Origin of the sequence: Vibrio sp. 10N.247.311.51 (assembly GCF_041467855.1) — a bacterium.
GTDB lineage: Bacteria > Pseudomonadota > Gammaproteobacteria > Enterobacterales > Vibrionaceae > Vibrio > Vibrio coralliirubri.
In genome coordinates, this window is sequence record NZ_JBFSVK010000023.1 from 25,362 (window position 1) to 38,102 (window position 12,741).

Annotated in this window: 11 protein-coding genes; 5 read left to right on the forward strand and 6 right to left on the reverse strand. The window is 44.7% G+C overall.

Annotated elements, in window-relative coordinates; genetic code table 11:
- Window positions 1-11: 11 nt before the first annotated feature.
- Complete coding sequence (locus AB6E85_RS18490) at window positions 12-1,901, forward strand: diguanylate cyclase domain-containing protein (RefSeq protein WP_372143638.1); 1,890 nt, start codon at window positions 12-14, stop codon at window positions 1,899-1,901.
- A 25-nt stretch (window positions 1,902-1,926) separates the two neighbouring features.
- Here the strand turns inward: AB6E85_RS18490 and AB6E85_RS18495 are convergent, their stop codons facing one another.
- Window positions 1,927-2,742: a helix-turn-helix domain-containing protein gene (locus AB6E85_RS18495; RefSeq protein ID WP_372143580.1), complete on the reverse strand. Its 816-nt coding sequence runs from the start codon at window positions 2,740-2,742 to the stop codon at window positions 1,927-1,929.
- 151 nt (window positions 2,743-2,893) lie between these two features.
- Here AB6E85_RS18495 and AB6E85_RS18500 point away from each other — a divergent pair, with 151 nt between their 5' ends.
- Complete coding sequence (locus AB6E85_RS18500) at window positions 2,894-3,586, forward strand: MOSC domain-containing protein (RefSeq protein WP_372143582.1); 693 nt, start codon at window positions 2,894-2,896, stop codon at window positions 3,584-3,586.
- A gap of 75 nt (window positions 3,587-3,661) precedes the next feature.
- On the opposite strand, the gene AB6E85_RS18505 is transcribed toward AB6E85_RS18500, so the two are convergent.
- Window positions 3,662-4,378 (reverse strand): 3'-5' exonuclease, encoded by a 717-nt coding sequence (locus AB6E85_RS18505; RefSeq protein ID WP_050634574.1) that lies wholly within the window; start codon window positions 4,376-4,378, stop codon window positions 3,662-3,664.
- Window positions 4,379-4,383: 5 nt separating this feature from the next.
- Window positions 4,384-6,273 carry a DUF294 nucleotidyltransferase-like domain-containing protein gene (locus tag AB6E85_RS18510; RefSeq protein ID WP_048609207.1) on the reverse strand — a complete coding sequence of 630 codons (1,890 nt, stop codon included), beginning with the start codon at window positions 6,271-6,273 and terminating at the stop codon, window positions 4,384-4,386.
- 150 nt (window positions 6,274-6,423) lie between these two features.
- Between AB6E85_RS18510 and AB6E85_RS18515 the strand changes: the two genes are divergently transcribed.
- Entirely contained in the window at window positions 6,424-7,065 is a 642-nt protein-coding gene (locus AB6E85_RS18515) for an outer membrane beta-barrel protein (RefSeq protein WP_029405474.1), read from the forward strand.
- Between the two features lie 124 nt (window positions 7,066-7,189).
- Here AB6E85_RS18515 and AB6E85_RS18520 read toward each other — a convergent pair whose 3' ends face one another.
- The 3 genes from AB6E85_RS18520 to AB6E85_RS18530 form a co-directional block, all read right to left on the reverse strand.
- Complete coding sequence (locus tag AB6E85_RS18520) at window positions 7,190-8,380, reverse strand: amino acid aminotransferase (RefSeq protein ID WP_372143584.1); 1,191 nt, start codon at window positions 8,378-8,380, stop codon at window positions 7,190-7,192.
- Window positions 8,381-8,582: 202 nt separating this feature from the next.
- Window positions 8,583-10,124, reverse strand: a complete 1,542-nt coding sequence (locus AB6E85_RS18525; RefSeq protein ID WP_052878180.1) for an HD-GYP domain-containing protein — start codon at window positions 10,122-10,124, stop codon at window positions 8,583-8,585.
- A gap of 249 nt (window positions 10,125-10,373) precedes the next feature.
- Window positions 10,374-10,673 (reverse strand): hypothetical protein, encoded by a 300-nt coding sequence (locus AB6E85_RS18530; protein WP_372143586.1) that lies wholly within the window; start codon window positions 10,671-10,673, stop codon window positions 10,374-10,376.
- A gap of 218 nt (window positions 10,674-10,891) precedes the next feature.
- Here AB6E85_RS18530 and AB6E85_RS18535 point away from each other — a divergent pair, with 218 nt between their 5' ends.
- Together AB6E85_RS18535 and AB6E85_RS18540 are read left to right on the forward strand one after the other, a co-directional pair.
- The gene (locus AB6E85_RS18535) at window positions 10,892-12,295 is read left to right on the forward strand and encodes a PLP-dependent aminotransferase family protein (protein WP_372143588.1); all 1,404 of its coding nucleotides are present in this window, start codon (window positions 10,892-10,894) and stop codon (window positions 12,293-12,295) included.
- A gap of 127 nt (window positions 12,296-12,422) precedes the next feature.
- Window positions 12,423-12,629: a hypothetical protein gene (locus AB6E85_RS18540; RefSeq protein ID WP_004734707.1), complete on the forward strand. Its 207-nt coding sequence runs from the start codon at window positions 12,423-12,425 to the stop codon at window positions 12,627-12,629.
- Window positions 12,630-12,741 lie beyond the last annotated feature (112 nt).

Here is a 12,741-nt window from a genome sequence, read left to right on the forward strand (position 1 = left end):
TAAAATACACCATGGGCTTGGTGTTGCTGGCTTGCTCAATGCTCCCTGTTTACCTAGCGGGACAGTTGATTCTCAATAAACAAAACCAAAGTTCTTTAGAGCAAAAAGAAACCAAGCTGGACAACTCTACGACCGGTATTCGTCAAACCGTACAAGAGCAAATTAAGCTGACGGCGAGCCTAACCCAATGGTATTCGCAAGACCGATCACTGATTAAAGCGGGTGGTAATATCTTTTTCTCGAGTGTGGTTTGGGACAAGATGGATAGCTTCAATGCGCTAGCGGAGAGTGTGTCCGCGACTTATATTCTTGACCAAAACTGGAAGCCCATTTATGACAGCAAAGGCAGCTTGTACCATTTTGAGCAGAGCCAGTTATTAGAAAGCTTGAAGCGTCCTCAATCGGTTTATGGGCAAGGGAAATTGTTCCACACCGAGTTTACCGAAACGGAAGTGGCGGATAATGCCACTGCCGGTATTGCTTTTGTCGCGCCGATTTTACCTTATCGTTTGATTGAAGGTTCTACATACACGCCGCAGGGTTATCTTGTGGTTCTTATGGGGTATGACAGGCTCAACACTAAAGTGACGCCTTTCCTGTATCAAAATGAGTCGGTTGAGTTTAACTATGTTGATTCAACGGATGCTCAATCTTCTGAACAAAGTGCGAACATTATCTCTATCGACAGTAAATTCTTTACCGACAAATTGGTGCTGAACGTCAAACATCATATTTCCGACAGTGCGCGCTTATTAGAGATGCAACAAGCTCAGGTGGTCTTTGTCAGAATATTGGTGGCGACGCTTGCCATCGCGATAGTGTTTGCTCTGTTCCTAAGCCGCTGGTTCTCAGGGCAGTTAAACCTGTTGGCTGAATCTGTTACGTCGTATTCGCATAACCAGTCACCGACTCATAGTGTGGATGAACATCGTTTTACAGAGTTCGTCACGCTAAGTCGTTTATTGGAAACCATGTGGGGTCGCATACAGTACCAAGTCCGTGAGCTTACCGAAAGCAACGATAAACTCGAAAGATTTAATGTTCAGCTAGAGGACTTAGTTGAAGAGAAAACCAGCAAGTTAACGTATTCGCTCGCGCGTGAAGAATCCCAGAAGCATCGTATTTTGAAGATCGTGCAGTTTGCATCATCGAGACAGGCAGCTGAATATCGGCTGATTCCTCAAATGGTCGATCAAGAGTTAAAGACATTACTTGATCAACATTCAATTCAGTTTCATTTTAACCGTGCTGGCGAGGCTGACTTGAGACTCTGTGACTCACAGGGGACGGCAATCGGGTATTTTTGTTCACGTTCATTTGATCTACTCAGTGAAGAAGATCTTCTGATTTTTGACATGTACCAAAAACAGTTAGCAGGTTGGCTAGAGCTCGAAAATATTACACGGATTAACATGCCGACTGGCTGTTTGAATCGTAAAGCTTTTAATGAAGATCTCGAATTTAGTAAACGCAGCATTAACGACAATCAAAATAAGATTTCTTTGATCATTATTGATATCAATGGCTTGAAAACCACGAATGATGTTCATGGACATGAAGTCGGGGATGAGTTGATACAACGCTGCGTAGACGTAATCAGCCACGGGTTGACACCTGCCAGTAATCTATATCGTTTGGGTGGAGATGAATTTGCGGTGCTTACCTTAACGTCTGGTGAGTCGAATTCGCTCAATGTCGCAGAGATGGCTGAGCAGTTGTACATTGCTCAGGAGCAACAGGCAATCGAGACTAAAGCGGGTATCTCTATTCCTGTCAGATTCTCGATTGGTACAGCCTCAAGTGATTCAACAGACGTTGAGCAATTGTTCTCAGTCGCTGATGAGAATATGTATCAGCAAAAGCGTCGTTATTATCAAACGTTGTCTATGGTGGGGAAATAACGCTAATCACGCTGACAAATAGCGATCACGATTTTCGACGCCCATTAGAGCGAAACTGCTGCGGTGTGAGATTAAAATATGCTTTAAAGGCTTTGATGTACGATGAGTCGTTTTGATAGCCAACTTGGTCAGCAATACGTTGGATCGCGAGCTCTTCATCAAGCAAAGATAACGAATAAATCAGTCGGATTTGTTGTCTCCACAACTGAAATGACGTGTTGAACTCTTTTGAGAACAAGCGAGATAACGTTCGCTCCGATGCGCCGACTTTTTCTCCCCAATCTTTTAGCGAATAATCTAATCTTGGTGTGTCTGTCAGCGCTTCGAATATCAGCTTTAAGCGCCGGTCTTCAGGTAACAATAATTGAAAGGTCTGCACATTATCTTTCATTATTTGGTCGTGCAGTACTGCAAGTAAACGCGATACCTCATCATCACTCACCAACCCTTCGCACTGACTTCGGATCTCTTGCAATAGTTCATTTAGAAACGGCGTGAGGGTAATGGTTCGCACTTCACGTTCATATTCATTGCCAAACGCAGGGTTAAGGTAGATGCCGACAAACGTCGTATGGCTCAATGCGATAGATTCATGTTGAATACCCGCAGGTACCAACAGCGCAGAAGTGTGCGGAACAAGATGCTGGTAGTGATCAGTCTTAGTTTGCAATAAACCTCTGATTGGAAAGATCACTTGATGCCAAGTATGTTGGTGCATTGCATCGATGAAACCTTTAGGCATGTCGATGGTCTTTACTAGCGCTGGTGAGTTGGGGTTGGCAGTCATCATCTCGTTGGAAGTCATGACATCGGAGTGAGAATCTATTTGGCGGGTTGGCATTGTTAATTGTCCTTACATCTCTACTCTGACATTGGCTTGTTAGGCTATCATGCTCGGCATAGTGAATGAAGTCGAGTGTGATGCCGTCTTACCTCATACAGTTCAGCAAATATGTTTTCAGTAAGAAAGTTTCCATTAATAAGGAAGGGATATGAAGAAGTTAGGTGTAATCAACAGCGTATTGGTAGGTAAAACCGTTGCCTTTGCTCACGGTACACAGAGTGCCATCAACAAACAGGTTTTGTCGGAACGTCAACACGCCACAGAGCTTGGTTTTACCAATGACGAACAAGGTGACCCTCGTTTTCATGGTGGCATTCAAAAAGCCCTTCATATTTACCCAAGCGAACATTACCCAGTTTGGGAAAAGGACTTGGGCAGCAAAGCCATCTTCCAATCTGCAGGCGCATTTGGCGAGAATCTAAGCTCAAGTGGAGTGACTGAAGCGTCTATTTGTTTAAGCGATAAGATTCGGATTGGTTCAACATTGTTGGAAGTTTCGCAAGGGCGCATGCCTTGTTGGAAGCTCAATGTGCGATTCGAGCAAAACGATATGGCGAGAAGACTGCAAGACACACTTCGAACAGGCTGGTACTTCCGAGTATTGGAAGAGGGCGATATTGGCGCAGGTGATGAGATTACTCTGTATGAAAGACCATACCCTGATTGGTCGCTCGCGCGCATTATGGGCGCTGTCTTTACCGGAAGCCTAGATAGAGAAGAACTGAGTCAGATGGCTGAACTTCCTTTGGTCGAGTCTTGGGGGAAACTGGTTGGGCGTCGTCTCGAAACGGGCGAAGTTGAAGATTGGGAGATGCGCTTAGTTGGGCCTACTGCCGTATAAACACGGACGATAAAAATGACAAAGCCCACTTATGGGAAGTAGTGGGCTTTACATGTGCGCTCTGTTCAACGCCAGCTAGAGCCAGAAACTCTTCAAAGGCATCTCAGCGTCAAAGTGATGAGCAATCTGCGCTTGAAGGAGCTCAGCGGTCGCAATAGCGTCAGTTAATGCATGATGCGGCGTGTAGTCGGGCAGGTGGTATCGACGACGACTCTGACCCAGTCTCACTGAAGCTGGCTTCTTACCTTTTAGCTTATTCCACAAGCCACCAGCCAGTTTATTTTGGATCTGAGATTCAATCTCCAGTGTGTCGAGGACTGGGAACTCAATGCCTTCACCGAGTCGCACTTTCAATGCATTGTCCAAAAAGTCACGTTCGATACGACGATAGTGAACCACTGGGATATGTCCCGCCATTGACTCTAAGATCTCGCCCAACACTTCACTAAGGTCTGGCGCATCAATGATGTCATTGTGCGTGATGCCATGAATCACGACAGACTCTTCTTCTAACTTCTGTTTTGGTCTTAGCGTCCAGTGTTTGGCTTGTCGCAAGTAGATGCGATTGAGCGTAAATGGCACTAAACCAATAGTAATGATACCGTCTTTGTTTGGGTTTAAACCCGTCGTTTCAAAGTCGACAGCCAAGAACATCACTTCTGAAAGTGGCGTATCAGGCGCAGGAAGAGGCTGGCTGTAAAAGTGCTTTAAGCGCTCGTCTCTCGCTCGTTCTAGCTTCTGAGCAAACTTAAATGGCCAATCGACTGCAGGTGATCTGAATAGTTTGTTCATAGGCCCTACTTAAACTTATTGCTGGCTTGATAACGGAACTTAAGGAAGTTTTGCGCATTACTTAATATTTGGAATGCATCCTTTAGGTTACGTCGTTCGAAGTCAGACAGGTTCTCTGGCTCGATGTTGTTATCAGGCTCGATGTTGTTGTCGACATCGTGAGCTTGGTGGCGAATACGAACCAGAGAGATAAACTCCATCGCATCTTTCAAATCTTGAGCTCGACCTTTTGGCAGAATACCTGCGTCGATAATGTCATCTAAACGTTCGAATGAGTTTTTAGAGCGAGACGCTACCGCCAGTGAGTGAACACGAATCAAATCGGCCAGTGGCGCAGTACCACGACGCTTAAGGTTGATTGAGTTGTTGTGGCGGCCATCTTTCTCCATCACGAAATCTTTGAAGAAGCCGAGCGGAGGTGTACGGTTGAGTGCGTTACGTGCAAGACACGCTAAGAAGCGGTTGTTCTTACGTGCGCGTCGAACAATAAAGCTGTTCAATTGCTCAGCCCATTTCAGACGACCATAAACGCCATCTAAGTCGAAGAAGATTGAAGCATTCAATAGGGCTTTCGGGTTTGGATCATCAATCCAATCGGCAAAGCACTCTTCCCATTGTCGACGAGTCATACGCCACGTTGGGTTAGTCGCCATGATGTCGCCAGTACAATACACATAACCACATTGGTCTAAGCCATCACAAATGAAGGTCGATAGCTCCTCAAAGTATTTACCGTGCTTTTTCTCGTCGTAGGTATCATCAAGAATGATTGCGTTATCTTGGTCTGTAACCAGCAACTGCTCATCACGCCCCATAGAGCCGAGTGCGAGGAAACAGTAAGGAATAGGCGCCTTGCCCAATTTCTCTTCACCCAGTTCGATAATTCGCTGCTTAAAGCTACGACCAATTACCGACATTGCAGTACCCACCATGTGGGCGTTGGCATCTTCGTTAACCAAGCGCACAAAGCTGTCTTTCACTTGCTCGGAAAGTACCTTCAGATCTTCGATACTTTGTTGTTGGAAGATACTACTTACCAATAACAGCGAGTTTTGAGATTCGTAACGAACAATATCGGTCGCTTCGATAATACCAATCGGCTTCTTATCTTTAAGTACTGGCAAATGGTGCACGTTGTAGCGAAGCATGGTCATCATGGCTTCGTATACATAGGCGTTGTGGTCGAGTGAGATAACCTCGGGTGTCATCACGCTAGATACTTCATCCGATGGGTCGAGACCTTCGGCGAGGACACGCGTACACAAATCTCGGTCGGTGATAATGCCAATCACGGGTGTTGAGTCATCTTCATCATCTTCCACAATGTCTGGGTCGATGATCAGCAAGGACGAAACATTATCTTGTGCCATCATGGTTGCAGCTTGCTGAATGGTGCGCGTTTTTTCGATCATTGGCGCTTCGCTGGTCAGTAGCGTTTTAACCTTGGATGTTGTTAGGTCGTTAGCGTCGTTGCTGTCGGAGTTGGCTTGGCGCAGTCGCGCGTTATCTTCTACTTCTACGAAGTCGGCAAAGGAGTCGTAGTTGTCGTAGAGCTCTTGGAAGATAGGCTCAGGAATGCAGTAGAGTAGGGTGTCTTCCGTCGCTTTAACTGGGAAACGCACCTTGTTGTTAGTCAGTAGGCCCATTTGACCGAACAAGTGGCCTTCATCCAGGCGGTTATAGAGCTCGCCTTTACGACGGTAGACTTCGACTTCGCCACTTCGAACTATGTATAAGTCATGAATTTGATCACCAAAGTGAATGATAGGGGTATCTTGGCGGTAATAAGAAATTTCCACGCTACTGGTCACTTTCGCCAACATCTCCTCAGGGAGTTCTGTGAAAGGGGGGTATTGTGCCAGAAAGTTTTGAATCTCTAATAACTCAGCATCCATAATGATCATCCATTGGTTTGTATGATTTCATGGTACAACATTTGATAATATTTTGCCGTCACAAATCAATCTGTGAGCTAAAACCTTTTTAAAGTCTTATGGATAGACTAACCTTTCAATTAATGGAGTGACAGTTTAAGGATGATAGGAATGTCGAAGTGGAAGCTTAGTTTTGTATCTGCGGTTTTTATGTTTTCTCCAAGTTTGTGGGCGGACACTAACGCGGTGGATATTTTAGATTACGACCATATTTATGCCACGGCGCATTCGGGCAGTTTAAATGAAGATGCAGGCAGTAATAACAATGCCTCGTCGTATGGATTAGGCGTCAGTTACGCGATGACGGATGATTGGTTGTTGCTGGGAGACTACAGCGCACGCTTTATTCACCCTGATGACACCACAACTCGAATTGATACGCTAATGCCAGGTGTTGGTTACCGTTACAGCATTAAGAAAGATTTAGATATAGTGGCTTACTACCTGCTTGGTATCACTAAAGGTAAGGTTGAAGATAATGACACCAACCGAACTGAATCTTCAGACACTGAGTTCATCCAAGGGGTAAAAGCTGAGCTTAACTATGGATTTGCGAAACGTTGGATAGCTAACGGGAGTGTGCAAGTGAATCGAAGTGACCTGTTTGATGAAGAGATCTATCACTTAGGTTTACGTTATCTAGTGACCAATAAGTTTGCGATTGGTGGGTCATATCAACATCGAGATGGTGAAGGTAAAATTCGTAGCGAGCGTACTAACGAGCTAGGAGTGGAATTTTTCCTAGAGTATTAGCCAGTAACGAAAAGGCTACGAGCCCTAATAGCTCTTATATACAAAGGGACAGACACAAAAAAGCCAGCTTAATTGCTGGCTTTTGCATATCTATTGGTCTGCAAGTGCAGGTTTCACTTTACGATTAAAGAACCGCAGCGATACCTTTACATAGAGGACCCATGTTTGACTTAGTCATACCAGCAACACTGATACGGCCAGAACCAACAATGTAGATTGCGAATTCATCTTTTAGGCGAGTTACTTGCTCTTTGCTTAGACCAGAGAAAGAGAACATGCCGTTTTGACGTTCGATGAATGTGAAGTCTGCATCAACACCTTCAGATTTCAGTGTTGTTACGAATAGCTCGCGCATCTCTTGGATACGGTCGCGCATTTCTGCTACTTCTGCTTCCCATTCAGCACGTAGATCAGCATCACCAAGGATGTGAGTTACTACAGCACTGCCGTGCGCTGGTGGGTTAGAGTAGATAGAGCGGATAATGCTCTTAACTTGAGAGAACGCTGTTGTTGCTACGTCTGCAGATTCTGCAACCAGAGTGAATGCACCAACACGCTCGTTGTACAAGCCGAAGTTCTTAGAGAACGAGCTAGCAACAAGGATCTCTTTGTTGTGTTGAGCAAAAATACGTAGGCCAGCAGCATCTTCTTCAACGCCTTTTGCAAAACCTTGGTAAGCGAAATCGAATAGAGGAAGCAGTTTCTTCTCAGCAACCAGTTTAGCAAGAACTTCCCACTCTTCAGTTGTTGGGTCGATACCTGTTGGGTTGTGACAGCAGCCGTGAAGAAGAACGATATCGCCTTCAGAAGCTTTCTCTAGGTCAGCAACCATGCCTGCGAAGTCTTTGTCTTTAGTTTCAGCGTTGTAGTAGCTGTATTGAGCAGTTTCGATACCCGCAGCTGCGAAAACGCCGTTGTGGTTAGCCCAAGTTGGGTTACTGATCCAGATTTTTACATCGCCCAGTTGGCGCTTGATGAATTCACCCGCTACGCGAAGTGCACCTGTACCACCTGGAGCTTGTGCAGTTTTCGCACGTTGAGATGCAACGATCTCAGCGTCTGAACCGAAAAGAAGTTTCTGAACCGCTAGACCGTATTCAGCCGTACCTTCAATCGTTAGGTAAGATTTGGTTTTTTCGTTTTCAAGAAGTGCAGCTTCTGCTTTCTTTACTGTTTTAAGTACAGGCGTTTGACCATCTTCATTTTTGTAGATGCCAACACCAAGGTTGATTTTCTCTGCACGAGAGTCTTTTTTAAACTCTTCAGTAAGGCCGAGGATAGGATCGGCGGGAGCAGCTAACACTTTTTCAAACATAATCTTCATCCATGTCAATTGAGAGGGGATAGTATCTATGGGTAGTTATACCTGTATGGAATTTTTAAGACAATACGAAGTGAACAGAAAGGCTAAAAAAAATCCATTTCAATCAGATTTATTGACTAAAGAGGGTATTTGATAACAAAACACCCTACGGATTAACCTATAGGGTGCAAGAAGTTAGTGGTTTTTGAATAGATTAGGCAGGTTGAGCAATAAAGCTTTCGCGCTCGAGTTCACTGGCTACATTTTTGCCATCTTTGTAGGTCGCGGCAATTGAAACAAACGCTTGTTCAACCGCTAGAAAAGCTTGGACAACTTGCGGATCAAAATGCGTCCCATTGCCCTCTAAAATAATCTGTTTAGCTTGTTCGTGAGTAAAGGCTGGCTTGTAAACGCGTTTCGATATTAGCGCATCATATACATCGGCTAATGCCATCAAACGGCCAGATAACGGGATATCTTCACCAGACAACTGATTAGGATAACCACTGCCATTCCATTTCTCGTGGTGAGTCAGAGATATCTCCTTTGCGACTCTTAAGAAAGAGCTGCTTCCTAGTTGCTTTTCTGCAATAGATAACGCTTCAGCACCGATCGCGGGGTGACCTTTCATTATCTCAAACTCTTCGTCCGTCAATTTACCCGGTTTCAATAACACGCTATCAGGTACACCGACTTTGCCTACGTCGTGCAAAGGTGCAGATTTGTAAAGCAACTCGATGTAGTTTGGTGTTAACAAGCTTGAGTGGGTTTCTGATTTGCTGAGTTCTTGTGCGAGTACCTTGACGTACTCTTGAGTTCTTAGGATATGAGCGCCTGTTTCATTGTCTCGAGATTCAGCCAATGCCGATAAGCTCACAATGGCAACGTCACGTGTGGTTTTGACTTCGTTTTGCGCGGTTTCGAGGCTATCAAGCATGGTATTGGTCATAGATGCCATTGAGCCAAGCTCGTTGTAACCGAAAATGGGTAAGCGAACGCCTTGCTCGCCATTGGTGACTTTGTTTAATGCGTGCTCTTGGCTTAAGAGAATGCGCTTAATTAGCTTGCTCCAAAGCGTCATGATGGTTATCGCGTAGCCACCCAGTACCACAGCCAAATAAATAAACTCTTTGATCACGCTGATCTTGCCGGTGCCATCTAATAAGCGGTCAGGGTTATGTTCTAGCCAGAAGATGTCTTTGACGGCAATCATCGTCAACATAGTCGTCAGTGTTACCAGAAGCACGATAACCAAGCCTATCATCTGCTTGACCAGTGAACTTCTTTCACCAACCAGTTGGAAGTCAAATTGCCCAGTCGTCTCCATTTTATCCATTTGGCTGAGCTTGGCGTTCAATTGAAGAATGGTTCCGGTAAAGAAGCCGAATAGACTCATGCCAAACAGCACCTTCAAATTACTGTCTATGGTAAATTCATAGCTTAAGTTGTAGTAGAGTGCGAAAGGTACACTTGCAGCAAAAAATAGCAGGGTATCGAGTTGCGCGAATCGGCCTTGCTTGACCAAGGTATGTTGCGCCAATAGGTAACGACGCGCGAGCCATAATAAGACAAATACAATACTGACTTGTGTGAAAATCTCTAACGTCGTTAAGCTCTCGAGCATAGGACACACCCGACTGCCATAGGTACCAAACAGCACGCCAGCAATGACGTATAACTTAGTCGTTAGCGATTGATTGTAATTTGAAGTATCCATCGATAAGCCTTTGTTCTCATTCTTATTAGATTTACGCATTCATTGATTCACGACTTTAGAATTGCGAATGATTAGCATAACTGACGTGAATAAGACCGGAAATTCTATCGATAGCTTTCGTGGATTGATACAAGAAACTGGTTTGTGTTAGAGATTTGTTAGCTAGGTGGGGGTTATTGCAGCATTTTTATGAAAATACTTGAATAGCCCCGGTCGAGGGTCGAGGCTATTCAGTCTGTGTACTGGGTTAGAATCGCGAGTGATTGAGTTCGCTATCTACTTTACCCGTTACTTTTTGAGATTGATTTCAGCTTCGATTGAGCCGGTTTCAATCTCAGGGTGAGACGCTAGTTTGTCTGCAGCCCATTGGTTGATGTGTTTCAGAATAGCAGACACCGCGTGTTTTTCCGTTGGTGCTTGGTCTTGTTCGACATCGATCTTTTGCTTTGGATGTGAGCCTGTCGCATCTTCAGCAATATGGAGCCAATCGGGGTGCCAGTAATATGGCTGGCCGCTCGGTGCTGTCCAACTGTGAACACCGTTTGACTCTCCTTTATAACTTAATTGGTCTGCTTCTATTTTTTTCATTGTTATCTCGCATGTTTTTGGGTTACATCAAATTATTGAGGTAGAAAGCCAACTTAGCTCCTACCTTGGGTACAAACTTAGCAAAGCTTACAAAGTTATCTGTGAACTAATTCACACTATTGTGGAAATTAGGTGCGATCATATGGATAGCAGCAATAGTTGTTAGCGTAAGTGATAAAATCACCGGCTCACAGAATTTCTCTAGGTAGTACAATTAGATGGCGCGTTATGAAGAGCTTGCAAAGGATATTCGAACTCAGATAGCCAACAATACGTGGCGACCCGGAGAGAAGATCCCTTCGGTACGCATGAGTTGTCGAAATTACAACGTCAGCAATAGTACTGTCTTACAAGCCTACCAGTTGCTAGAAAGCGAAGGGTGGATCATCGCTAAACCTCAGTCGGGCTACTTTGTCGCGCCGAGACTGGACGGCGTTGATTACGTAGAGCCATTCGTTCGTGAAAAGAAAGCCATTAATGACCGCTTATTTGATTTTTTGAAGTCGAGTTCAGCCGAGGGGGTGATTCCTTTCGGTTCTGCATTTCCAGATCCCGATCTTTTCCCATTACCTATCTTGACTCGAAATTTAGCCAGTGCCGGCAGGAAGATGACGGGTGCCAGTGTGATTAACAATCTGCCTCCTGGAAGTGAGTCTTTAAGAAGGCAAATCGCACAGCGTTACCTGCAGCAAGGCATTACAGTTAATCATCAAGACATCGTGATTACGTCAGGTGCAATGGAAGCGCTTAACTTGAGCCTGCAAACGGTCACTAAGCCGGGTGATAACGTAGTGATAGAATCTCCCGCATTCTATGGTGCTCTACAGGCCGTAGAGAGGCTAGGGCTTAACCCTATCGAAGTGGATGTTTGCCCAATTAATGGGTTGAATATAGAGCAGTTTGAAAACGCACTACAAAACCACAATGTCAAAGCGTGTTGGCTGATGACGACTTTTCAGAACCCGACGGGAACCAGTTTGTCGGAACAGGCGAAGCGCCGTGTGGTAGAGATTGCAGAACAACACGAAACCTACGTTATTGAAGATGACGTGTATGGCGACCTTTATTACGAAGGTCATAAACCGAAACCACTAAAGGCTTTCGATAAGACAGATTCTGTTTTGCTGTGTGGGTCGTATTCAAAAAGCTTATGTCCGGGCTATCGAGTAGGTTGGGTTGTGAACACGCGTTTTAACGATGCGATTCAAAAGTTGCAGCTTCTTTCTACGTTATCGAGTAGCGCTCCCGTTCAACTTGGTGTCACCCATTTTTTAACGCATGAAAGCTACGACAATCACCTTCGTAAACTACGTAAAAACCTGCTAGTCAGGAAAGAGCGATTTATAGACGTCATTAAGCAGTACTTCCCACATTCAATCGAGATTGAAGAACCAGCTGGTGGCTACTTTATATGGATTCGTTTCTCTGAAAAATTCGACAGCCAACAATTTTATCAACTGGCTATTGAGCAAGGTATTAGCGTCGCATCTGGCGATCTGTTCAGTGAGCAGGGCAGAGTGGATAACGCGATACGATTGAACTTCTCTTATGAACTGACAGAAGAGAAAGAACAAGCGCTTATCTTGCTTGGTAAACTTGCATATCAACTCACTAACTCGTAAAACCTTAAGTCCCTCATAAAAAAGACAATCATTCCAACTGTACGGGTTGTTTGTGGCGTAACTGTACGCCTAATTGGCAAGAGAGTTATGATTCAATAACGGTAGACCAAATATTGGAGATACCGTTATGTTGAAAATGACTATGGGAAATGAAGTTAAGCTGATTATTGTCGCGATTGTGTGTGCGCTTCTGCTTATTCTCGGCCACGTACTGCTGGCAAAAGCATTCGCTGATATGGCGTGGGCGGAATACACCACTGCCGCGATCCCATTCGTTATGATGGCAATCTGCGGTCTCGCAATAAAATACGCTATCGACCAAGATGTGGATTAGCTTTTGAATAACGAGTCTTAGATGGTGGCATGCTGAAACAGCCGTCGTCTCGTTTTATTCCGAACATAAAAAAACCTCCGCAAGTGCGGAGGTTTTTATTTGTTCTTAACTT